Source organism: Bacillus sp. SRB3LM, from assembly GCF_015712745.1.
Classification (GTDB): domain Bacteria; phylum Bacillota; class Bacilli; order Bacillales; family Bacillaceae_G; genus Bacillus_A; species Bacillus_A thuringiensis_K.
On record NZ_VWVQ01000008.1, the window covers coordinates 20776 to 44598 of the forward strand.

Below are 23823 nucleotides of genomic sequence, written 5' to 3' on the forward strand. Positions count from 1 at the left end.
GGTTATTTCGTTCCTGTTATTCTATGTACAGAGGAGGTCATAATATGGATTCACTTAAAAATATGAATGCTGCAATGCACTATATTGAAGGTAACCTTACGAATGAAATTGATTTTAAAGAAGTTGCGAGGCTAGCTCTCTGTTCTGAGTATCACTTTAAAAGAATGTTTTCGTTTTTAGCAGGCATATCACTATCTGATTATATTCGCTGTAGACGTCTTACTCTCGCTGCCTTTGAACTAAAAAACAGCAATGTAAAAGTCATTGATGTCGCTATAAAATATGGCTACAACTCACCAGATTCATTCGCTCGTGCATTTCAAAACTTGCACGGTATAACACCTTCAGAGGTCCGAAATAGTAACCATTCTTTGAAGGCTTATTCACCAATGACCTTCCAGTTATCCATTCAAGGAGGAAATGAAATGAATTATCGAATTGAAGAAAAAGAGCCATTTCGAATTATAGGTATTACAAAACGAGTACCAATCGTTTTCAATGGTGTAAATGAAGAAATCGCTTCTATGTGGCAGAGTTTAAACCCAGACTCCATTCAAACATTAAAGTCCCTTTCAAACATTGAACCTACTGGAATTATTAGTGCCTCTACTAATTTTTCTGAAGGGAGAATGGAGGAAAAAGGAGAACTTGATCACTATATTGGAGTAGCCACAACGAAAGATTGTCCAGAGCAATTCGCGCAACTTGAAGTCGCAGCTTCAACATGGGCTATATTTGAAGCTGTCGGTCCATTTCCTGATGCATTACAAAATGTGTGGGGACGTATTTATTCTGAATGGTTCCCTTCTTCGAACTATGAACTAGCGGAAGGACCGGAGATATTGTGGAATGAAAGTAAAGACGTATCCTCTCCGAATTTCAGAAGTGAAATATGGGTACCTGTTTTAAAAAAGTAATATAAGAGTCTAACCTTTTCAAAATAAAGAAGCTACTTTTCCTTTTTAAAGGAAAAGTAGCTCCTTTATTTTATACTTCTTCTCGACTCGTTCTTATACAAGAAAATAGTAATAATCGTAAGCACTATAATAACTACAAAAGTAAATACTCTGTAGTTCGAGATAGTAGCAGTACCAATTAATAAGGCAGGTATAACCGCCACAATTAAGCCACCAAACATACCAACAAACGATCCTATACTTTGTTTTACTACTTGAGTTTCTGATACCCAATCATAATAACCAAATCGATTATTAATGAAAATCCCCCATACTGCTGAAAATAATGAATATATTATCGGTGTTATTACGATGAAAAAAGAACTCCAAACATCTAGCTTTAACCCGATTATCAGTAATACAGCACTAATAAGTGATGCAGGTATACTCAATGAAAGATTCATAAGAATTTTACTATCATAAATCATCTTTGGCGCTATAGGCAATGATTTAATAATCCATACATTTTTTCCTTCTAAAGACAATGACACACATGTTGTACATGTCATCGAAATCGCTGCTGCAATAGCAAATGGAGCAATCTTTTGCAACAGGGGCTCAATTCCAGGATACGCTATTAATTGGTTTGGTCCTACTACAACTATGGCTAGCGAGAAAGCTAGCGCCATCACGACTCCCATTCCACTATTTATGACATACACTGTAGAAGAGAAGAAACGTGTCAGCTCTTTTTTATACAATGCGACCAATACACTCTCTTTTTTCATGCTATTAATCTCATAATTTGAAAACATATGATAAGTGGTGATCCCTGTGTTTATTTGCTTATATTTTAACGAAAGTATTTTTACAAAAAGATAATACCAAATCACTGATATCCCCACAAATAAGATGAAAGCTACCATATCAGCATTAACAATTGCTTTTTGAAACATGTTAGCTAATGGATACACTTTAGTTAATTGCTCCGAAACAATTGCACCAATTCCGTTCATATCATTAAGGCTATATTGAGCATTTCCGTTTTTTAGCATAAAGGAACCGAATGTAATAATTACTATAAAACTTAAAATCGTAGTTATTTTATTCGTATTTTTAAATTTAGAAGCGATTGCCGTAATCGAAGCTCCAAAGATTGCTGCGATTGTTGTTGGGATTAAAGATGCGATAAACATACTGATGAACCACATAAAGTAAAAAGAAACTGATGGATTTTCATGTATACAATACACAACTCCCATTGGTAGCATGATTATGATTGAAAAGATTGTATTCAGCAAGTATAAATACAAAAATCTACTTGCAATAACAGTACTTACGCGAATCGGCAATGACATTAAAAAGTCGTAATCCTTAAAAGCAAAAATTTCTCCATTTGCCTTAAATATAGTGAAAAACAACGTTAATACACTGCTAATAACTAGTGCATAGACGGGAATAATTTCACTCATTCCTAGTTTTACCAACCCATATGCCGAAGCTCCGCAATATAACATTAACATGACACCAACTAGAGCAATAGATGCTGTCAGCAAAATCTTATTCTGCTTCTTTTTCTTATCTTTTTCGTATTTAAAGGTGTTTAAACCGAGCTGCGTTATCAACCGAATTTTCAAAAGACCTAAACTATTAGTATTCATTAGCAAGCTCCTTCATAAAGAGCTCTTCCAATGAGCCTTCCTTTATTAAAGAATTTACTTCTCCTGAAAGTGCTAATTTCCCTCTATTAATCATCGCTACTTTATTACATAACTTCTCAGCTACATCTAAAACGTGCGTAGAAAAGAAAATCGCACTTCCTTTTTCACAAAGCTCTTTCATAATACCTTTCAATACTACTGCTGCCTTTGGATCAAGACCAACGAAAGGTTCATCTAAAACTAATAATTTCGGTTTATGTAAAACCGCCGATATAATCGCTACTTTTTGTTTCATGCCGTGTGAATAAGAAGATATTAAATCCCCTAAGTACGGTGTAATCTCAAAAGCATGCCCATACTTCTGTATCTGTTCTTCCCGATCCCTCGCAGGCACTTTAAACACATCCGCAACAAAGTTCAAATATTGAATTCCTGTTAATTGCTCATATAAATCTGGATTATCAGGAATATACGCCATTACTCTCTTACATGCAATCGGATCCTTTTTTACTGAATGTCCATCAACAAAAATTTCACCCTCTTCAAAATCTATAACTCCTACTAACGACTTAATTGTTGTACTTTTCCCCGCACCGTTATGTCCAATAAATCCAAAGATATCCCCTGCTTTAACAGTAATATTCAAATGATCAACTGCTTTCTTACCGTCTTTATATGTCTTGCTAAAATTTATAATTTCTAGCATGTAAATCCCTCCAAATCACCTTTTCGATTGAATTTTCAGACCTTAAAACGAAAAATTTACTCAGTGAGCTTTTCATTATTCCCACTGAGTATTAAAATCTCTTAACACATAGAAACTATAAATATAAAATTTGACTAATATAACTCACATTTGTATTTCTTTTTTATACAAAACGTAAGAATATAAATTCGTTATAATGACAGCAACTACTATAATCCCAAGCATTATATAAGTTCTCCAATAAGCCGGAGCGAAAACACTTATAATCATAATAACTCCTAACGCCACAAATACTTTTCCGCTAAACCGATGTGTTTTCCGCCATACTTCTTCATTACTTAACGTCCATGGATTACGCATCCCGACAAAAAAGTTTGGCTTACACTGTGGTAAATAATTACCCATTACTAAAAATAAAACACCAACTAATAATTCAGGCACCCGATTAATGAATAAGTTATATCCTAATCCACTTGTAATAATATCTATATTTCCTACAAATAGTAGCAATAGTACCCCATTATTCATCATCATAAAGGCTTTAGAAAATTTCTCGTAATTTGCTTTCCTTGGATCAATCTTTGGTATCACATTTAGAAATATATATAATGCAATCATAATTCCGACCATAGAAATCATTCCGTAAAATTTAGACGAATATCCATCTACCTTACCGCCGCTCCAATGCGTTGCAATTGTATCCGGCAAATGCGGCCAAGCAAACGCCCAAGCTAAACAAGTTATAACAATTAATAAGATTGCAAAAAGATGTTTTTTCATTTCCCCTCTTCCCCCTTATTCGTAAATGTAAACACCCAAGTCAACAAATCTTGAAAGACCGTTGTGTTTAAAGAGTACACAACGAATTGCCCTTTCTTTTCATCTTGAATAAGTTCAGCATTTTTAAGTGCGCTTAAGTGGTGTGAAATACTTGGTTTTGTCATATTGAAATGTTCAGCAATCTCACCTGCGGTTAGATCGCCTTCTTTTAATAAATCTAAAATTTTTCGCCTTGTTGGATCTGCTAATGCTTTGAATGCTTGATTCAATGTCTTTCTTCCCCTCATTAATTAGACATTTAGATATTTATCTAAATGTTAAAATGATTTTAGTTAATTGTCAATTATCTATACGCCCCTTTTTATTTTGTACCCTACGCCAATTACTCTATATTGAATAAAATCTAAAGAGTACGCAGGTTAAAAAGGAAAGCAGCTCTTCTGCTTCTTTTCTTAATAATACTTTTTCTGGAACTTCTACAACAGGATCATCACTTAGTTGTTGTTTTTCAAATAAGCGCATCCTCTTCCATATGTGTTTTCTCCATTGACTAATCTGTTTGTAAACAATTCCATTCAACCAAAATAGAAACGGTCTAGATTGATCATATGTTGAAATAGATTTCCAAAGTTGAAAGTAGATTTCATTTACGATTTCATTTGTATCATGCCGATTTTTAACTATAGCAAAGACGGTTTCATAGATTCTCTGACTTGTTAAGTTAAATATAAATTCAAAAGCCTCCTCATCACCTTTTAATAAGCGTTCTATCCAGGTATGTATATCTTCATTACTTGCCAAGTAGTGCCCCCTCCTTAACGATGTTCTCACTATATATTGGACGGTAAGCAAAATAAAGTTCCAAATTTCATAAAAAAATATAATACTTTTATCCATTCATATATTTAAAAGGAAAATATATTGAATTATTCCTATAATACTTTTTACTTTTCTCATTTTTAACCTATACTGTTTACTAGCTTATCTTTCAACATAATGAAAAGACTTGAAACACATGATACACTATAGCTACAATTGTTTTTTTGAGGAGGAATATACATATGTATAAAATTTTAATCGTTGAAGACGATCCAAATATTTCATCATTACTACAATCTCACATTCAAAAATACGGCTATGAAGCTGTTGTTGCAGAGAATTTCGATGATATTATGGAATCGTTTAACGCAGTGAAACCACATCTTGTTTTACTTGATGTAAACTTACCGAAATTCGATGGGTTCTACTGGTGCCGCCAAATTCGTCATGAATCTACTTGTCCTATTATTTTCATTTCAGCTCGTGCAGGTGAGATGGAACAAATTATGGCGATTGAAAGCGGTGCGGATGATTACATTACAAAGCCGTTCCACTACGATGTTGTAATGGCGAAAATTAAAGGACAATTACGCCGTATTTACGGTGATTATGCACCAAATATTTCTGAACGTATCGTTGAAGTAGAAGGTTTAAAACTATTCCCTGAACGTCCAGAAATTCATTTTGGATCTGAACAAGTTCTTTTAACGAAGAAAGAGGCAATTTTAGCAGAAATGTTATTATCTAAATTCCCTCGTACAGCGAGCCGTGAAGATTTATTAGCTGCGCTTTGGGATGACGAAAGTTTTGTTGAGGAAAATACATTAAACGTAAACATTACGCGTCTTCGTAAAAAGTTTAATGAACTTGGTATTGAGAATTCTATTGAAACAGTACGTGGACTTGGGTATCGTTTTAACGCAACTTGGAGTGAATAAGCATGAAGCTATTTTTACGTGATCATTTTGCATTTTTCCTACTGTACGTATTAAACTTCGGTATCATCTTCGTTCTTTATGATGCAGTAGATGGATTTCAAAACAATAAATTTTACTTCGTCGTTTTAAGTTTATACTTATTTATTTGTTTCCTCGCTTATCGTTACGTTCGCAATCGTAGAATGTACCATAGATTAAGTGAGCAACCAGAAAAGATGGAAGATGCGTTTATTGAAAGAGCGACTGCTCCGATGCCTCACGGTGTCAATGAACTCGTGCGTACGCAGTACCGCCTCTTCCAAAAAGAACTACAATCGTATGAAGTAAAACAACAAGAACATCAATTATTTATTAATCATTGGGTACATCAAATGAAGACACCTGTATCCGTTATGCAGCTTATGGTGCTCGAAATGGAAGATGAGCATTTGATTCCGAAATTCAAAAAAGAATTAGAACGATTAAATCAAGGACTCGATATGGCTTTATATATGGCAAGGCTAAATAACTTCCATGAAGATTTCCATGTTGAGACAATTTCATTAAAAGATACAGTAACAAAAAATATTAACGGATTAAAAGAACTATTCATTCGTAATGGTGTCTTCCCTGTTTTAGAAGTCCATTCGGATTTAAAAGTTGCTTCTGATGCGAAATGGCTAAAATTTATCATCTATCAGTTAATGACAAACGCTGTTCGTTACTCTGGGGAACGCGGAAAGAAAGTTTTCTTATCTGCTTACCGAAACGGAAAAGATATTATTTTAGAAGTTCGTGATGAAGGTGTGGGTATTCCACAAGAAGATATTCGAAGAGTATTTGAACCGTTTTACACTGGGAAAAACGGTCGTGCATTCGGAGAATCTACTGGTATGGGACTTTATATTGTAAGTAAAATTTGTGATTACTTAGGTCACTCTGTCAAACTAGATTCTGAAGTTGGTAAAGGAACGACGATTAAAATCATCTTCCACAACGCTGCAAATAATCAAGCAGAACATACGGAGAAGGTGACCGAAGCATGATCGTAACATATGTAAGCGAAATGTATGAGAACTCACTCTCATACATTTTTTGCAATACAACTACTTCTATATCTTCTAGCCGGAGGTATAATTTATGACATTTTGGCAATTTGCATTTAAAAATGTAACGCGTAATTCAAGAGCTTATTTTGCTTACTTTGTAAGTGGTTCCTTTTCCATTGCTGTTTTCTTTTCGTTTGCTGTTTACTTATTCCATCCGAAATTACAAAACTTTGACATGACCTCTGAAATTTCAGGATTAATGATATTTTCAGAAGTAGTAATTGTATTTTTCTCTTTCTTCTTTTTACTATATTCCATTGGTACTTTTTTAAAAGTTAGAAAAAAACAATTTGGTATTTTGACCATTTTAGGAATATCGAGAAAACAATTACATCGTCTTGTTTTTATGGAGAATATGTTAATCGGGGTTTTATCTATCTTTTTCGGCATGCAGTTTGGAGTTGTTTTTTCTCAATTTTTCTTATTAGTAACAGCCAAACTTACGCATATTCCAGGAATATATTTATACGGTCCTACTAAAGCGTTTATTTTAACAACTATTGTTTTCCTTAGTCTTTTTATCACTGTATCTGCATTCACACCAATGCTTATTCGTACAAAAAAAGCGGTACACCTTTTAAAAGCAAATGGTGGAAAACAAAAAGAAAGAAAACCATCCATACTTGTTTCATTATTTGGTGCGATTTGTTTATTTGGTGGTTATGCGTTAGCTGGAAATCCTAAATATTTTGTATCAGTAAGCCCGCAAATCGGTGTTATATATATGGTTTCAAGTATTTTCGTTATCCCAACGCTTGTTACAGTCGGAACATATTTCTTCTTTTCACAAATTAGTTTCTTACTTATTTATATTTTAAAGAAAAAAAGGAAGTTTTATATGAAACGGATTAATATGCTTTGGATTTCGGATTTAGCGAGCCGTATTCGAACGAATATTAATATGCTTTTTATTGTAGCGATGCTATCTACTATCGCTTTCACAATGATTACGTTTCTATATGGATTCGGAAAATTTATTAAGCTAGAGGTTAATAGAACTTCTCCTTTCCCAATTTCTTATTTTTCTTATGATGCGAACCCTTTTGTTACAGAGCATTTAAATTGGCTTGAGCAACAATTACAAAAAGAGCATTTCCCTTATCAAAAAATAAAAGCTGATATATATGAAACACCACTAAAAGAAGATAAAGATATAGCTATTTATAATGACGTATACGCAATTAAGCAAAGTGACTATAACAAACTTGCAGATTCTTTACGAATGAAACAACTATTTATGGATGATAACGAAGCATATGTGCTAACAGGGACATCTTATATCACCATATTCAATGAATTTGAGCAAAGCTACAAAAGAGATTACATTACACTCTCTAGTACAAATACGAAATTACGAGTAAAAGGCTATGAGCATGTAAACGCAATCCCATCTGACTTTTCATATCAAACGATAGTGTTGCCTGATATTATCGTAAATAACTTACCTAACACCGTAAAACATATATCAGCATACAATTACAAAATTCAAAACTGGGAACAGACATATGAAATTGCTGATAATTTTATAGAAAAAGTGCAAAAAGATCGAAATAAATTCCAGTATGAAGGGCCTCTTATTCGTTCCTTTGAATCAGCAGGATCGTTATACAAAATAACATCAGGCAGTGCGGCATTCTTCCTAATCGGGACATTTTTAGGAGTTATTTTCTTCATTGGCGCTGGTAGCGTTCTTTACTTTAGAATGTATACAGACTTAACGAACGAACATGAGAAATATATAACGATTTCTAAAATTGGTGTAACAGATACAGAGATGAAACGATCTTCAACCATTCAACTTAGTATTTTATTTTTCGTTCCGTACATTATGGCATCCATTCATACAATGTTTGCAACGAAAATGCTACAAGATGTAATTGGTCTATCTTTGTTCAAAGAAGTTTCAGCCGTTCTTATTATTTTTGGATTCGTTGAAATTATCTTTTTCTTCTTCATTCGTTCACTTTATATGCAAAAATTATCACAGTATACGAATGGTTAACATATAAAAAAAGTTATCACATGAGAAGGTGGGATCTCATCCTTCCTTTTTCATGCTCATTCTAATAGGAGGTTTAGGTGAATGACATTTTGGCAGTTTGCCTTTAAAAATGTGACGCGGAACGCCAGAGCTTATTTCGCCTATTTTGTAAGCAGTGCGTTTTCCATCGCAATTTTTTTCTCATTTGCAGTTTATTTATTTCATCCTAAATTGCATATGACAGACGTGAATGTTGCTCTGAACATATTAATGACAATTTCAGAAGTTGTCATTGTATTCTTTTCGTTTTTCTTTTTACTATATTCAATCGGTACCTTCTTAAAAGTACGAAAAAAGCAATTTGGGATTTTAACAGTACTTGGCATATCTCAAAAACAATTAAAGAGACTCGTATTTCTAGAAAACATGCTAATTGGTGTTCTTTCCATCTTTTTCGGCGTTCAACTTGGACTTGTCTTCTCGCAGTTCTTTTTGTTAGTTACCGCCAAAATTACACACGTACCTGGTTTATATTTATATGGGCCTACAAGTGCTATCGTTTTAACTATCATCATCTTTCTTGGGCTCTTCATTCTCGTATCATCTTTTACACCGATGCTCATTCGTACGAGAAAAGCCGTACGTCTTTTAAAAGAAGGAACAAAACAAAAAGAAAGAAAAGCATCCGTTCTTATCTCTCTATTTGGTGCGATGTGTTTAATATGTGGATATACGTTAGCCGCAAATCCGCTGTATTTTATGTCGCTAGGTGACATCATTGGGCTTTTATATGCCGTCTCTAGTATATTTGTCATCCCATCGCTTATTGCAGCTGGAACATACTTTTTCTTTTCACAAATTAGTTTTTTACTCATTCGTATATTAAAAACGCGAAGAACATTTTATATGAAGCGAATTAATATGCTTTGGATTTCTGATTTAGCAGCGCGCATTCGGACAAACATTAACATGCTCTTTATTGTAGCGATGCTATCAACACTTGCTTTTACTATGATTACATTCTTATATGGTTTTGGTAAATTTATGAAGTTCGATACAGTAAGAGAAAATCCTTTTCCTTTTACATATTTATCACATACTGAAAATACGTTAGCAGATGAACATTTAAATTGGTTAAAACAAAAGTTTAACGAAGAGCAATTTACTTATAAACAATTTAAAACGGATATATATGAAGTATCTTCAGCGGAAGAAAATTCGCAGCTCTATTATGCAATTAAACAAAGTGACTATAATGTACTTGCTAAGGCTTTAAATTGGGAAACGCTCACAGTAAATAAGAATGAATCTTATATTCTTATGAAAGACTTAGATGATCAAGTTATTGGAACGCTTCATAATAAAGACAAGAAAAATACTCTTACACTTACTCAAAACAATTTACAACTACAAGTGAAAGAATATAAAAGTTATAACCCATTCCCAAATCGCTTAATATACCAATTGCTCATACTATCTGATGAAAATGTAGAAGCATTATCCTCCGTTTCAAAACAGATGAGTGTATATAGCTTTAAAGTTAAGGACTGGGAAAAAGCTAATAACATCGGCTCGTTATTCATAGACAAAACTAATACCGACGGGAACAACATTCAAGCAGAGCACAAGCCTTTCCATGCAAGTGAAGCGAGCGATTCTCTATACACAACAAAACAAAATGTCGCTTCGTTCTTCTTAATTGGTACTTTCTTAGGTGTTATTTTCTTTATTGGTGCTGGCAGTGTCCTTTACTTCAGGATGTATACAGATTTAACAAATGAACAAGAAAAGTATGTAACGATTACAAAAATCGGTTTAACAGAAGCTGAGATGAAACGATCTGCTACAATTCAACTTGCGATTCTTTTCTTTGTTCCATACATTATGGCATCGATTCATACGATGTTTGCGACAAAGATGCTACAAGAAGTTTTACATCTCTCGTTCTTCGCTGAGATTACAGTCGTACTTATGATTTTTGGAACGGTTGAAATTTTATTTTTCCTTTTAATTCGTTCCTTTTATATGCAAAAATTATCACAACACATTAAGTTTTAAAAAGTAGAAAGGTGATTACTATGGAAGAAGTATTACACATAAAAAACGTCTCAAAAGTATATGAGGGAAAAGTCCCTCATACTGCTTTAAAAAATATAAATTTACACGTGGATAAAGGGGAATTCGTTGCCATTATGGGACCATCTGGTAGCGGGAAATCTACATTTTTAAACGTTATCTCTACAATCGATTCTCCGACTTCTGGTGATGTCGTGATTAACGGAAAAAAACCGCACACATTTCGTAGAGAAAAGTTAGCTATTTTCCGAAGACAAGAGTTAGGATTTGTTTTCCAAAACTTTAACTTACTAGATACACTAACAATCGGTGAAAATATCGTACTACCTTTAACATTAGATAATGTTCCATTAAAAGAAATGGATGAAAAGCTTGATAACATTTCAAAAAAGCTTGGAATTGATCATATTTTGGACAAGCGTATTTTTGAAGTTTCTGGAGGACAAGCACAGCGTACTGCAGTAGCACGTGCTGTTATTCATCATCCTTCACTTCTACTTGCCGATGAACCGACAGGAAACTTAGATTCAAAAGCGGCAATTGACGTAATGGAGCTATTTACGAAATTAAATAAAGAAGAAGATGCAACGATTTTAATGGTTACGCACGATCCGTTTGCAGCAAGTTATTGTAACCGTGTTATTTTCATTAAAGATGGAGAGCTTTACAATGAACTACACCGCGGATTGTACCGTGAGAAATTTTATCAAGAAATATTAGATGTTTTAGCATTATTAGGAGGAAGACGTGGATGACATTTTGGCAATTCGCATTTAAAAATGTCTCGCGTAATTCTAAAGCATATTTCGCTTATTTTGTAAGTAGTGCTTTTTCTATTATGGTTTTCTTTTCATTTACTGTATACGCGTATCATCCACGCTTACAAATTATGAATAAATTACAGGAACAAGATCCACTGATGAACTTAGCCGGCATGGCACAGTTTGTTATCGTTTTGTTCTCGTTCTTCTTTCTCTTATATTCAATCGGAACATTTTTAAATGTTCGGAAGCAGCAATTCGGCGTTTTAACTGTTCTCGGTATATCTCAAAAACAATTAAAACGTCTTTTGTTTACTGAAAATATGATTATTGGAATGCTCGCTATTTTTGCTGGTATTCAAGGCGGTCTTGTTTTTTCTAACTTTTTCTTACTCGTTACTTCTAAATTAACAAACGCAAAAGGCCTCTATTTATATTGGCCAACAGAAGCTATTATCGTAACGACAATAACTTTTATTATTTTATTTCTCATCGTATCTACGTTTACACCGATGTTTATTCGTACTCGTAAAACAACTCGATTAATTAAAAATAGTAAAAAGGAAAAAAGCGAAAAAAGACCGTCTATACTCATTTCATTATTTGCTTTAATTTGTTTAGCACTATGCTATTATATCGCTGGTTATCCGCAAGGCTATATAACAGAAAAAAATGCACAAAATGGATCTGTATTCTTAATTATGCTATCTATTTTACCGCTCGTAGTGGTAGGAACATATTTATTCTTTTCACAAACATTTCTTCTCTTTATCTTTATTTTGAAAAAGCGGAGAAAGTTTTATATGAAGCAAATAAATATGTTATGGATTTCAGATTTAGCTAACCGGACTCGTAGTAATATTAATGTACTCTTTATCGTTTCTATGCTATCTGCACTAGCATTTACGATTATTATTGGTTTATTCGCTGCTAATAACAATACAACAGCATCGGTACTAGAACGATATCCCGTCCCCTTCACTTATACATCAGAAGGTGACAATTCCCTTGAACAAAAGCATATTACTGCAATTGAAACTGAGCTTACAAATAGTAATTTTCAGTACAGAAAATATAAGTTTACAGTAGTAAAAGATACAGCTTCAAAAGAAGACATTATGCTTATGAAGATGAGTGATTATAACGCAATTGCTAAACAATTGAAAAGGCCGGAAATAACAATTGATTCTACAGAAGTGTATATTATTTCTCGCCACTCACCAGAACTTCTCAATCTCGTATCTAATCCATTTGCAAAGCATAATACGATTACACTTGGATCTAATAAAAAAGAATTTCATATTAAAGGGTTTATTAATAAAGGAATAGAACCATCCTTTGCATTCCCACATTTAGCTGTCGTACAAGATTATGTATTTGATAATATGATTCCTCATATTGAAACAACCGTAATCTATAACTACTTCGTAGAAAACTGGGAAAATGCAATCGTTCCAACAAAAAATATGTTACGTGTTATTAGTGGCGATGCACGTAAGTTCTACGAAAAGCATACAGAAGAGAACGCTCAAGTTCCTTTCTTCATATATACAGCTACGGATGAACTCATTTACGGTAAAGGGAATGCAGTTGCTCAATTCTTTATTTGGGCATTTCTTGGCTTTATCTTCTTTATCGGTGCGGCTAGCGTTTTATATTTCCGTATGTATAACGACTTAACAACTGAAAGACAAAAGTATATTACGATTACAAAACTTGGCTTAACAGAATCAGAAATGTTTCGTTCTGCAACGATTCAATTAGGAATATTATTTTTCGTTCCTTATATTGTTGCTGGTATTCATACAATATTCGCCATTAAGTTTTTACAAAGCATGTTTTCTTTCTCATTACTGAAAGAGACATGTATCGTACTCACTTTATTCGGGATTATTGAGATCATTTTCTTCTTCTTAATCCGATCTCTATATATTAATAAATTATCACAACACATAAAAATATGAATAAAATGGCCTTGTGCAATACGCACAAGGCCATTTTCAATAGTTTTTAATTAGCAGCAATATCCACCGTAGCCGCCAGCATAACCGCCGTAACCACCATAACCACAAGAACCGCCACCGCCGAAGCAGCTAGCACCGATGATGATTAATAAAATAAACAATACGATTAGAAGCGCAAAACCGCCGCCGCAACCATGTCTGCGGTTACAATCATCATGTCTGTGTTCACACTTTTCGCTCATTACCCTATTCCTCCTTTAGTATCATTCATAACAAGTTCCTCTTGTTCTAAATGAGGGGATTCCATTTATATTATGTTTTCAGGGCGAATAGGAAGCTTGGCTTACCTAAAAACGGGCTTGTTTTAGGAATTGGACTTTATTAAAAAAGGATACCTATTCAGGTATCCTTTAAAGAAACATATTCAACAAAAGAGCAAAACCGAATGCAATAAATGATAACAATGTTTCCAGCACCGTCCACGTTTTAAACGTTTCTTTTACTGTCAAACCTAAATATTCTTTTACAAGCCAGAACCCTGCATCATTTACGTGAGAAAACATTAATGAACCTGCACCGGTTGCTATAACGAGCAATTCTAAATTCACACCAGACATGTGCTGAATAACTGGTGAAACAATTCCCGCTGCTGTCGTTAACGCTACTGTTGCTGAACCTGTTGCAATTCGAATTAATCCAGCTACCATGAAAGCTAATACAATTGGTGATAACGATATATGCTCTGCCATTTGCGCAATCGCTGTTCCAACGCCACTTTCAATTAATATTTGTTTAAATCCACCGCCTGCACCGATAATTAAAATAATGGAACCGACTGGTAATAAACTTTCATCCGTTAATTTTTTAATCATCTTTTTATTAATTCCTTGTCTTATCCCAAGTAAATAAAATGCTGCGAAACATGAAATAAGTAAAGCAATTACTGGGCTTCCGATAAATACAAAAAATTCAGTCATCTTTTTCGGTAATGAAATATATGGTGCAACGACTGATAAAATCATCAATACAACTAGTAATAAAATAATAAAGAATGAAACTTTACGACTCGGTAAATCAGTTGAGACAGTCGTAACTCGAATAAGCTCTGGTTCATTTTCAGGTATAACCCTTTTATGTACCCACTTTGCAAATATCGGTCCTGCGATAATAGCTGCTGGTAGCGCGATAAGTAATGAATATAAAAGTACCTTTCCTAAGTTCGCGTTATAAATACCGATTGCTGTCATCGCACCTGGATGCGGAGGCACTAGCCCGTGAACAATAGATAATCCAGCAATGACAGGTAACGCAATTAATAATATATTTTGCTTCGTCGTTTTTCGGATGGAAATAACGAGTGGTAATAAAATGACGATCCCCACTTCAAAAAATACTGGAATCCCTATAACAAATCCTGCAAATAACATAGCCCACGGTAGTTTCTTCACACCGAAAAATCGAATAAAGAAATCTGCCACTTGCATGCCGGCCCCTGAATCGGACATCATTTTTCCTAAAATTGTACCGAGAGCTAAAATACCAACTAAATGCCCTAGTACACTACCAACACCAGATTCATAGGCAGTCACTATCTTCGTTAAATTCAATCCAGACATGATAGCTAAAAATAAACTCGCAACTGTTAAACTAATAAATGCATGCCATTTCCACCATGATACCCCTAAAATAACAATCGCAATTGCAAGTAACGTGACGATTAATAAGTATATATCCATCTCGCATTCCCCTTACTTTATAAAGTGAAACTTTAATCAGTAGGGGTTTTGTTCATCCCCCACTGATTATTAGTTGAACCAATCGGACGTTTATGGACAGTTGATCTCCCACCTAACTTCTTTGCTCCAACTGAATTTTGAGGTGGGGGTTTTACTGTCCGTTAACGCGGGATAAAAAAAGAGGGCAAATTGGTCATCTCCCTGTCAAGTAGACAGTAATAAAAAGAGTATTATGCCACGGCCTTTTCCCGATATTCTATCGGGGAAAGGCCGTGAAGTTTTTCTTGGAATCTTTCTGTATTATAAAACTGAATATATTCTTGAATTGCTCGGTAGGCCATTTCATATGTTTTTGGGCGCACTAAATACAACTTCTCTGTTTTTAAATGTGAGAAGAATGATTCGATACACGCATTATCAAAACAGTTTCCACGTCTAGAATGACTACCGACAAATCCTAATTTCTCTAACTGTTTTGCGTAGGATTTAGATGTATATTGAAACCCTTGATCTGAATGGAAAAGGGGCTTAGTAGTTAATGACTTCCCTTCTAATTGACGTAATGTAGTTAAAACCAAATCTAAATCATTTCTTGAAGATAGCTTCCAGGCAACAATTTCATTGTTGTATAGATCTAACACAGCTGACAAATAGGCAAATTGTTCTCCGATTCGTACATAAGTAATATCTGTTACGAATTTTTGGTTTTGCTTTTCAGCTTGAAACTCTCGATTCAAATGATTTTTAAATACCACAGATGTTTTTCTTCCATAAAACGGACGTTTTTTTCGAATGATAGATTGAATACCCAGCTCTCTCATAAGACGACGAACACGTTTATGATTCATTACCATTCCTTCTCGAGCCAAAGCACGAGTCATACGTTTATACCCATAGTAAGGGTGCTGACGATGAATAGATAAAATATGTTCTTTATGCCACCTATCCCTTTTCTGACGTAAACGCTGCACGTTATGATATTTCCGCCATTTATAGTAGCCAGCCTTAGAAACTTCCGCGATTTGAAGCAACCATCGGAGTGGATAGGCTTGGCGTAATGAATCGATAAGAGAAAATCGTTCTTTCTTTAGGACCATTCCTTCCCATGTAGATTTGGATTGCGCTTTTTTAAATACTCAACCTGTGCCTTCAAATAAGCATTTTCTTCTTCTAGACTATTAAAATTCTTTCGATTCCAGACACCACGTTGATCATCAAAGGACTCCCCCTGTTGCGCACGTTTTACCCACTCAATAATCTGGGCATCGCTCTTCACACCGAGTTGTTCACGAATTTCTCGCAATGATTTTCTCTCTTCTAATCGAAGACGAACTGCTTCTCGCTTTAGTTCTTCTGTATATTTTTGAAATGATTGTCCTTTTCTTGCCATAAAAAAATCCCCTCCAGATAAAACAGTATTGAGTCCATCATATCAGATGGACTCTTTTTTTACTGTCTACCTATAGGGGGTAATACCATATACCTCCAACTCCGTTTTTATGGGCTAATTTGCTCCTATGGCACATAGGAGTGCTCTTTTATCAGGCCCTTTCTCTCTGGAGTAAAACAGCCAAAATACAACAGATTATTTACATTGGCAAGGCGACTTCATATTATTTGAAGGTTGCCCGCACTGACAATTCGCGTTATTCGCAGATACGTTTGTCTGTGCTCCTAGAGAAGAGTCCGTTGCCATTATAGATGCTCCTGGTTGTGCGAGTGGAGTAGCAACCCCAATGGTATTTATTACTGTATCTCCACCTGAAACACTATGTGGTGTGATTTCTTCATATATCATTTCTTGTACTTCTACCCAATCTACCGTAAACTCTGCACCCTCTGATTGAATAATCAAATCCACTTGGCTCGTATTCGCATCTGGATAGAAATAGAATTCTTGGGTCATAAAAGTAGGTTGGGTGAAGAATAACATATGTCTTTGATTTCCTGGTGGCACAATGGAAATCGTTCCTTGTCCTTTGGCACGAACGCGAACACGATACTCTGTGTTGCCGCCCTCACTTGGTAAGGTAATGATTTGAGTAACTGTGCTATCCCAATTCGATAATGTCAAGACAGGTTTCCGATTACTGTCTTGTGGGAAACTCACTGTACCGGCTATATTCCAGTTTTGTGCTTGTTGAAGAAACAAACCATTTTGAACAATATTCCGTGCTTGTAGTTGATTCCAAGCGCGAAGAGCGGCTTGATAGATTGCTGCTTTTTGTTGTGCATATCGATCTTGCATTGGTATACCTGGCATAGATCCTTCTTGAGGAGCACTGTTTTGAAGTGCTGTTAAGTTCTCTATATCGGTATAACTTACGTTTGGTCCGATCGTTCCGCTCCAATTGGATGAATCGTACATGGCATTTAATTGATTTGTAGCCTGCTGTAAACCCGCAGTGATTTGTGCCTGTTGCGCCAAATAGGGTTGTAGCCATTGTTCCTCTTGGTTTTGTGCTTTTCTTATTTCTGCCGCAGTTAGTGGGCGTCCCTCTGTCAAGGAAACTTGACTTATTTTTGCGAATCCATTCGACGGTACGGTAAAACCAACTGTAATGCCTATATTCGCTTCTGGATGTAATGCACCTACATCAATTGGATATTGAAAGAAGTTTGGACTACTGTTAACACCTTCTACAGAAGTTGGCAGAGACGTAGAATAGGCTACATTCACGACTTGATTGACTTCATTTCCATAGCGGGAAGCCATAATTTGTAGAGAATCCGCTTGTAAGACAAAAACGGATAGATAATAACGTGTATACGGTTTTAATACTGATTCCGGTACAGTCTGATAGGCATAAGATGGATATACAAGGGAAGAAGGAGGTAACACCAGTTGCTGCCCCGCGTATTGTGAGTCTCCTGATGAGATGAACACCTTGCGTCCAAGTTGCCACCCTTCACCTGTAAAACTCCCACTGCGCAATACATTTTGTGATTTACTCAGACGTTTTGCCTGATTCACTTGTGTATTTAATTCCCGTTTTTCTATTGCATAACTATTTGGTAGAGATTGAACTTGTTGATGCACATAATCAATCCAGTAATCGGTCACACCGGGAGCTAGTTGATTCGGATTATCGGTCGAAAAAAGACTTTGTGTCATCACACGTGTTTGTGCCAAATTGTTGAAAGGGAATTTAACAGCGGATGTTATTTGATCTGTATTTATCATCATATAATCACTCCTTTAGATCTTTAATAGGACATACTATTTCTTTGGCTCTACTAATTAATAATGGAACATATTAGTTTTGAGGTATATTCACTGTACCAGTAATCGTTCCTCGTGTAACGTAGTTTGAAGAATAGCTACCTATTTTTATTACGGTGAACGGCTGGTCTCCATAAGGTTTTAAAATATAATCCCCATTACTTATCGAATAATCCCCAGTTGCATCTTGCATTGGAACTGCCGAAGACCAATCATCTCCATTCATAGCAATAAAAGTTACATTGTTATCAAGGTTTGTTGCATTAATGCTAGCAGAAACCCCATTTTCACCAGAGCTAGCTGTCCAGATTGTTGGAAAATTATCTGGTCCTACCCCGGATTCATTCCAGTAAGCCCAAAGCGGACTTGTAATTGTATAATTTATAATATTATCGGATGACTGAGTAGGTTGACTAACAGGAACCAACTCAATCCGATCGATAAATACTTGTGTGTTTGTTTCCTGTGGCTGTAAGGTAAGTGCTACTACCACATTTCCTGAAGGTAAAGTAAGAGGATCACCAGATCCGCCACCTGCAGGCCATGAGATGTCTTGGACTACATAATTTCCTTGTTGTCCCGATACATATACTTGATTTGGGAAGTTTGCTTGTATATTGGCATTTGTAGTACTTTTAAATCCCCATCCACCACCTTGAATCTGGCCACCATTTGCTACTACACTTTGCGTTAAAGATGCAGTAGTTGTACCAGCGTTTGCATAACGTACACGAACTTTATATTTTCCCGCTGTTAAGTTTGTTGCTGTTATCAACAAAGTATTTCCCGGAGTAAGGTTTACAGCATTCGCACCATTCACCCATTCTCTTACCACTACAGGACGGTTCCCATTCGTAAGAAATCCCTTTTCTGCCGGAAACCCTTTTCCAACGATATTTAGTGTATCAGGATCGATTGTACCAAAAACATTGTTTGGACTTAGACCATAGGGAACGAAACTCGCCATTACTCCTAATTTCCCAGATGCTCCCGACACATTTGTTTGTGTAAAAGGGTATAGCGCATTTATTTTTTGATTTGGTAGCTGACTATTACAACTTTGAAAATAGCCATTATTACTCGGACAACTGCCTCCTGGTGAGCAGTCTCCAGAACAGTATCCAGGTAGATTACAACCTGAAAAACTACTAACATCTCCCCACATGTTCTCCCCATCAACATATGTCGTATGTTGAGTTGCAGCATTAATGTTTGTTATAGGAGCGTTTTGCCAATGATCACCTGAGGTACCTGGATCATTATCACCATATCTATACGTGTTACTTGGATAGTTTAGAATAACTCCATATGGCCAGCAGTAACAATCACCACAATAGGAACCGTGATTATAACTATAGACTCTGGTTTGCACCTTCTGTAATTCATCAGGGAAATAAAAAATAGAGTTAAAATCTATTGTCCCATGTTGATAGCTAGTTGTATTGTCGAGAATATTTCGAATCGTTACATTTCCATTACGAGATTGATCTTGCCCTACTAGATCTGAAAAAATAACACGTGTTTGTTCTAATTCTGTTTGAGAAGTATAATCATCAGGATACATGGAAGGCCATGTTGCAACCATATCTAAGCCGTTTAACAACATTCCTCGAATATATACATTGTAGGCATTGATCGAAGCTTTATCAGATCCTAATGAAGGCATCCCCGATTTAAAAGCATCAAACACTTTTTGTGTGTTGTCATGAATAGCTGTCCGCATGATTCCTTTTATTCTAACTAGATTTTGTTTTTGTGTAAGCCCATCACCTTGTGTTTGATCTGGGTACACTACATTAATCCATTTATTTGCAAACTGGATAAAAGATTGATACGTTGATAATTGTACAGTTGCTCCTATAACAAAGAAAGGTATCGCAAGCGTGTCAAAATTTCCATTGACCATTTGACTTAGGGCGATAATAAAAGCGGAATTAGCCGCAACAAGTTCATTATAAACATTTACATAATCTGAAGTGCTTGGTTGTCTTGGTTGTCTGTCTTGATCTCCTTGTACGCCAGTAAACTGCGCATCGACTACGGTGTCCGCTGCCTCGCTCGCTAATGTAAAAATAGCATTCAAATACCCCTGCCAATTATTTTTATCCTGATTAGATAAGGCTTGATTCAACTGTTTTTGAATTTCTGCATCAATCAAATTAATCAATTGTTGAGTATCATCTTTACTACTGTGTGGCCACAACCAACCAATCACCATGCTGAGAATTGGTGCTGCAACAGCAACGCCAGGAATTTCAGCGCCTAAAACTGTTCCTAATATTCCTATACCAGCTTGTAAAACTGCTAGATAATTGAAGCTTCCCCCACTCGCTGCTGAGAATCCGTTCTGTAGAACCGTTGTTAATAATTTGTCACTACCTGTTTTTTGAAATTCCACCCATGCTTCTTTTAGGGAAGTAATAAGGTCCTCAAAATCACCAAATTGACTCCCTGCAGTGCCCCTTGGCGGGCTTACCAGTACATTATAAGGAATAATGGATTGTTCTTGTAATGAATTCATAAAATACCCCCCTATAAAAATGGATTTGATATAGCATACTCTCTTTTCGAGACGGTGAAGAAACTCAGAACTTTATATGTTTTATTGGTATTATAAACATATTTTTTTGTGTAAATGGAATTTTTTGGGTTGTTATCACCATTTTAAGATATACGTGAAATACTCTGTTTATTCCTGTTATTTTCTTTATATAAAAAACTACAATGTTTTCCGTAGTCTGACAAAATTGTTCAAAAAGTAAAAGTATGTGTATATGTGAGCCAAAAAAGGGGAAATTTACATTCCAGACTTCTCTTTTTCGACGTAAAAGGAATTACATTATTTAAACATCAACCATATTATTTCGTACATAATCATAACCGAGGTTTATCTTATCTTTAAATTAGGATGTGTGCTCTGAACACCTGAATCAACAACTGCTACAAACCTCATTTTTTCCAATTGATTCGTTTGAGCCTTTAATGTAATTCCAATGGATTTGAATCCCCGTAAACACAGTACTCATAGGATTATAATCACTATGTGTAAACTGTGAATCGTGTCCATTGGCTTGAATGATTTCAATATTAGGTAAAACCTCAAAAACATTAATAATGGCTATCAAGCTTTTGCTTTTTACTTATGCCGTACGCTATCCACCTTTTTTCTGATGTTACATTAGACCATGATTCCATTCGGAAAGGAAGTGCAGTCAACATCTTCCTTTCCTTCTATGAGTGAGCCCTATACAGAGTTAGGAACGACAGAAAACCAAACGATTTTAGGTGTAGAACTGATTCCCCATTAAGAAAATGGCACAATGTTTTCTGTAGATACGTTAAAAACAGGAACCGTATTAATTTTAATAACGAGTAAACAGGTAGAGATACAACTTATTTCCTCATCAGGGAAGGTTTATAATAAACAAGATACATTAGTAACAAAGGGTCATAATATCTTTTTAAAGGGGTTTTCATTCATATGTTTCAACTAAAAAGTATGAAAGTGGGAGACTGGCAGATACGTATGAACACGGAAGGTAAAGATGCCTATTTAATGATGGTACGGTATCAACAATAAGCACCTTTCCATTTGAAAATACCCGCTAATAAAGCAAAATTAAAAATCCCATCTTTTGATAAAAAACTGTTGAAGCGGAGGTGGTCTCTATTATGATTCGCGTTGTTCATTGGACAGCTACACTGAGTTCATAATCTGATGGATTTCGACAAGTAGATACAAATATTTTATCTGCTACGTTACAGCATATAGAGCAATCGGATATATACAATCTTATAATTGATGTGAAAGGAATAAATAAAACAGGACACCCATATACATGTACAATTATACTTTCTATGTATATTGAAAAATAAAATATGTTTAGAATTCTACAAACAGAAAAAACGCTCTTATGAGCGCCCTTTTTCTGTTCGTTACTTTTATTCATTTTGAGGTGGTACAGTAAAACTGGAACACAGTATAGAGATAAATTATTCTATATAAGAGGTGTTTCAGATGAAAAAACAGTATGATGAAACATTTAAAAAACAATGTGTTGAATTGGTAATCAAAGAAGGGCGTACAATTTCCAGTATTCAAAGAGAATTTGATCTAGGACATGGGACTCTTAATTCATGGATAAAAAAATATTCTTCTCCACTTTTAGATAGTAAGGGAACTGATATGGCAGAACTACGTTCTTTACGAAGAGAAATCCAGGCATTAAAAAAGGAAAATGAATTTTTAAAAAAGGCGGCAACCTTCTTTGCCAAAAACCAAAACTAACACGTTTTCAGTTTATCAAACAATATCACCACATATTTGGAGTGCGCTGGCTTTGCTATCGATTACAAGTGTCTGCGAGTGGTTTTTACGACTATTTTCATCGTAAAGCCACTGAAGGTCAGAAACAACGTAAAAAGACAGCGGCTTATATTGTCATGCAATTTAAACGTTTAAAAGGTAGAATGGGGTATCGAAAACTGTACCGTTATCTTATAAATAGAGATGTTATGGTGAGCTTATCTCAAGTAAGACAAGCTTTATGTCGAGCTGGATTAAAGTCAAAAGTTGTCACGTATTATAAAAAAAGAAAGCAAGACCATTATACATTCCCAAATGTACTAGAGCGCTCCTTTAAACCTGGTAAGAAAGACGTTCCAACAGTTGTATGTGATATTACAGAATTTCGTTTAGTAAATGGATTGAAAGTGTATTTTTGTGCTGCATTAGACATTAGCACCCGGCGGGTGCTTGGTTACTCTTTGGATACTCACCAAGATGCGCAATTAGTAAAGGACACAATTCAGCAAGTTAAAAATGTTTATGGAAGTCACAAAAAGATTTTATTTCATAGTGATCAAGGATCCCAGTTTGCCAGTTATACAGTTACTGATTTTTGTAAGCAACAAAAGATTCAACAAAGTATGTCCCGCAAGGGGAACTGTTGGGATAACGCTGTGATCGAATCATTTTTTAGCATCTTTAAACGTGAATGTTTGCATGGAGAAAAACTGATTTCTCTCGCTCAAGTAACTCAGTTAGTAGCTGAATTTATTTATATGTATTACCATTCCATTCGTCCGCACTCATCATTAAATGGAATGACTCCGTATCAGTATTCAAAATCAATTGCATAATCTATTTCATGTTCCAGTTTTTCTTGACCAGGTCAAAATAACCATTCCATTC

At 35.2% G+C, this 23823-nt stretch carries 20 protein-coding genes; 10 read left to right on the plus strand and 10 right to left on the minus strand.

The window, feature by feature from the left end; all coding sequences use genetic code 11:
• Positions 1–44: 44 nt before the first annotated feature.
• The gene (locus tag F3I02_RS06990) at positions 45–917 is read left to right on the plus strand and encodes an AraC family transcriptional regulator (protein WP_196477771.1); all 873 of its coding nucleotides are present in this window, start codon (positions 45–47) and stop codon (positions 915–917) included.
• Between the two features lie 65 nt (positions 918–982).
• Here F3I02_RS06990 and F3I02_RS06995 read toward each other — a convergent pair whose 3' ends face one another.
• The 5 genes from F3I02_RS06995 to F3I02_RS07015 all read right to left on the minus strand — a co-directional run bounded on the left by F3I02_RS06995 (position 983) and on the right by F3I02_RS07015 (position 4844).
• The gene (locus tag F3I02_RS06995; protein ID WP_196477772.1) at positions 983–2557 is read right to left on the minus strand and encodes a permease; all 1575 of its coding nucleotides are present in this window, start codon (positions 2555–2557) and stop codon (positions 983–985) included.
• Positions 2547–3263: an ABC transporter ATP-binding protein gene (locus F3I02_RS07000; protein WP_196477773.1), complete on the minus strand. Its 717-nt coding sequence runs from the start codon at positions 3261–3263 to the stop codon at positions 2547–2549. Before F3I02_RS07000 ends, F3I02_RS06995 begins: the two co-directional genes overlap by 11 nt.
• Before the next feature lie 144 nt (positions 3264–3407).
• A complete protein-coding gene (locus tag F3I02_RS07005; RefSeq protein ID WP_000716348.1) occupies positions 3408–4043 on the minus strand; it encodes an SdpI family protein in 636 nt (211 codons plus the stop codon).
• Positions 4040–4312 carry an autorepressor SdpR family transcription factor gene (locus F3I02_RS07010; RefSeq protein WP_001070531.1) on the minus strand — a complete coding sequence of 91 codons (273 nt, stop codon included), beginning with the start codon at positions 4310–4312 and terminating at the stop codon, positions 4040–4042. Before F3I02_RS07010 ends, F3I02_RS07005 begins: the two co-directional genes overlap by 4 nt.
• A 118-nt stretch (positions 4313–4430) precedes the next feature.
• Complete coding sequence (locus F3I02_RS07015) at positions 4431–4844, minus strand: sigma factor (protein WP_000157862.1); 414 nt, start codon at positions 4842–4844, stop codon at positions 4431–4433.
• 260 nt (positions 4845–5104) lie between these two features.
• On the opposite strand from F3I02_RS07015, the gene F3I02_RS07020 reads away from it, so the two are divergent.
• The 6 genes from F3I02_RS07020 to F3I02_RS07045 all read left to right on the plus strand — a co-directional run bounded on the left by F3I02_RS07020 (position 5105) and on the right by F3I02_RS07045 (position 13670).
• Positions 5105–5800: a response regulator transcription factor gene (locus F3I02_RS07020; RefSeq protein ID WP_000276738.1), complete on the plus strand. Its 696-nt coding sequence runs from the start codon at positions 5105–5107 to the stop codon at positions 5798–5800.
• Between the two features lie 2 nt (positions 5801–5802).
• Positions 5803–6825 carry a sensor histidine kinase gene (locus F3I02_RS07025; protein WP_000765341.1) on the plus strand — a complete coding sequence of 341 codons (1023 nt, stop codon included), beginning with the start codon at positions 5803–5805 and terminating at the stop codon, positions 6823–6825.
• A gap of 94 nt (positions 6826–6919) precedes the next feature.
• On the plus strand, positions 6920–8890 hold the full coding sequence (locus F3I02_RS07030) for an FtsX-like permease family protein (RefSeq protein ID WP_196477774.1): 1971 nt from the start codon (positions 6920–6922) through the stop codon (positions 8888–8890).
• Positions 8891–8971: 81 nt separating this feature from the next.
• Positions 8972–10927, plus strand: coding sequence for an FtsX-like permease family protein (locus tag F3I02_RS07035; protein ID WP_196477775.1), 1956 nt, complete (start codon positions 8972–8974; stop codon positions 10925–10927).
• A gap of 20 nt (positions 10928–10947) precedes the next feature.
• Positions 10948–11700: an ABC transporter ATP-binding protein gene (locus tag F3I02_RS07040; protein ID WP_000393250.1), complete on the plus strand. Its 753-nt coding sequence runs from the start codon at positions 10948–10950 to the stop codon at positions 11698–11700.
• Positions 11697–13670, plus strand: coding sequence for an FtsX-like permease family protein (locus tag F3I02_RS07045; RefSeq protein ID WP_046946140.1), 1974 nt, complete (start codon positions 11697–11699; stop codon positions 13668–13670). The genes F3I02_RS07040 and F3I02_RS07045 overlap by 4 nt, the downstream gene beginning before the upstream one ends.
• A 50-nt stretch (positions 13671–13720) precedes the next feature.
• Here F3I02_RS07045 and F3I02_RS07050 read toward each other — a convergent pair whose 3' ends face one another.
• From F3I02_RS07050 to F3I02_RS07070, 5 genes are all read right to left on the minus strand, one after another.
• Positions 13721–13912 (minus strand): YjcZ family sporulation protein, encoded by a 192-nt coding sequence (locus tag F3I02_RS07050; RefSeq protein ID WP_001290399.1) that lies wholly within the window; start codon positions 13910–13912, stop codon positions 13721–13723.
• A 168-nt stretch (positions 13913–14080) separates the two neighbouring features.
• On the minus strand, positions 14081–15406 hold the full coding sequence (gene gntP, locus F3I02_RS07055; protein WP_196477776.1) for a gluconate permease GntP: 1326 nt from the start codon (positions 15404–15406) through the stop codon (positions 14081–14083).
• A 230-nt stretch (positions 15407–15636) separates the two neighbouring features.
• Positions 15637–16796 (minus strand): IS3-like element ISBth8 family transposase gene (locus F3I02_RS07060; RefSeq protein ID WP_196477519.1). Its coding sequence is split into 2 segments (ribosomal slippage): positions 15637–16538 and positions 16538–16796, totalling 1161 coding nucleotides; the frame shifts between segments, so codons are not numbered across the junction.
• 195 nt (positions 16797–16991) lie between these two features.
• Positions 16992–18593: a hypothetical protein gene (locus F3I02_RS07065; protein ID WP_196477777.1), complete on the minus strand. Its 1602-nt coding sequence runs from the start codon at positions 18591–18593 to the stop codon at positions 16992–16994.
• A gap of 70 nt (positions 18594–18663) precedes the next feature.
• Positions 18664–21150, minus strand: a complete 2487-nt coding sequence (locus tag F3I02_RS07070; RefSeq protein ID WP_196477778.1) for an insecticidal delta-endotoxin Cry8Ea1 family protein — start codon at positions 21148–21150, stop codon at positions 18664–18666.
• Between the two features lie 664 nt (positions 21151–21814).
• Here F3I02_RS07070 and F3I02_RS34355 point away from each other — a divergent pair.
• The 3 genes from F3I02_RS34355 to F3I02_RS07080 all read left to right on the plus strand — a co-directional run bounded on the left by F3I02_RS34355 (position 21815) and on the right by F3I02_RS07080 (position 23771).
• Positions 21815–21937, plus strand: coding sequence for a hypothetical protein (locus F3I02_RS34355; protein ID WP_269061754.1), 123 nt, complete (start codon positions 21815–21817; stop codon positions 21935–21937).
• Between the two features lie 710 nt (positions 21938–22647).
• A complete protein-coding gene (locus tag F3I02_RS07075; RefSeq protein ID WP_230876755.1) occupies positions 22648–22917 on the plus strand; it encodes a transposase in 270 nt (89 codons plus the stop codon).
• On the plus strand, positions 22872–23771 hold the full coding sequence (locus F3I02_RS07080) for an IS3 family transposase (RefSeq protein WP_196477923.1): 900 nt from the start codon (positions 22872–22874) through the stop codon (positions 23769–23771). The genes F3I02_RS07075 and F3I02_RS07080 overlap by 46 nt, the downstream gene beginning before the upstream one ends.
• Positions 23772–23823 lie beyond the last annotated feature (52 nt).

What these genes read in the sequence shown, in the direction of transcription:
- F3I02_RS06990 (WP_196477771.1), top strand. Translation starts at nt 45, where the DNA reads ATGGATTCACTTAAAAATATGAATGCTGCAATGCACTATATTGAAGGT.
- F3I02_RS06995 (WP_196477772.1), bottom strand. Translation starts at nt 2,557, where the DNA reads ATGAATACTAATAGTTTAGGTCTTTTGAAAATTCGGTTGATAACGCAG.
- F3I02_RS07000 (WP_196477773.1), bottom strand. Translation starts at nt 3,263, where the DNA reads ATGCTAGAAATTATAAATTTTAGCAAGACATATAAAGACGGTAAGAAA.
- F3I02_RS07005 (WP_000716348.1), bottom strand. Translation starts at nt 4,043, where the DNA reads ATGAAAAAACATCTTTTTGCAATCTTATTAATTGTTATAACTTGTTTA.
- F3I02_RS07020 (WP_000276738.1), top strand. Translation starts at nt 5,105, where the DNA reads ATGTATAAAATTTTAATCGTTGAAGACGATCCAAATATTTCATCATTA.
- F3I02_RS07025 (WP_000765341.1), top strand. Translation starts at nt 5,803, where the DNA reads ATGAAGCTATTTTTACGTGATCATTTTGCATTTTTCCTACTGTACGTA.
- F3I02_RS07030 (WP_196477774.1), top strand. Translation starts at nt 6,920, where the DNA reads ATGACATTTTGGCAATTTGCATTTAAAAATGTAACGCGTAATTCAAGA.
- F3I02_RS07035 (WP_196477775.1), top strand. Translation starts at nt 8,972, where the DNA reads ATGACATTTTGGCAGTTTGCCTTTAAAAATGTGACGCGGAACGCCAGA.
- F3I02_RS07040 (WP_000393250.1), top strand. Translation starts at nt 10,948, where the DNA reads ATGGAAGAAGTATTACACATAAAAAACGTCTCAAAAGTATATGAGGGA.
- F3I02_RS07045 (WP_046946140.1), top strand. Translation starts at nt 11,697, where the DNA reads ATGACATTTTGGCAATTCGCATTTAAAAATGTCTCGCGTAATTCTAAA.
- F3I02_RS07050 (WP_001290399.1), bottom strand. Translation starts at nt 13,912, where the DNA reads ATGAGCGAAAAGTGTGAACACAGACATGATGATTGTAACCGCAGACAT.
- gntP (WP_196477776.1), bottom strand. Translation starts at nt 15,406, where the DNA reads ATGGATATATACTTATTAATCGTCACGTTACTTGCAATTGCGATTGTT.
- F3I02_RS07065 (WP_196477777.1), bottom strand. Translation starts at nt 18,593, where the DNA reads ATGATGATAAATACAGATCAAATAACATCCGCTGTTAAATTCCCTTTC.
- F3I02_RS07070 (WP_196477778.1), bottom strand. Translation starts at nt 21,150, where the DNA reads ATGAATTCATTACAAGAACAATCCATTATTCCTTATAATGTACTGGTA.
- F3I02_RS34355 (WP_269061754.1), top strand. Translation starts at nt 21,815, where the DNA reads ATGATTCCATTCGGAAAGGAAGTGCAGTCAACATCTTCCTTTCCTTCT.
- F3I02_RS07075 (WP_230876755.1), top strand. Translation starts at nt 22,648, where the DNA reads ATGAAAAAACAGTATGATGAAACATTTAAAAAACAATGTGTTGAATTG.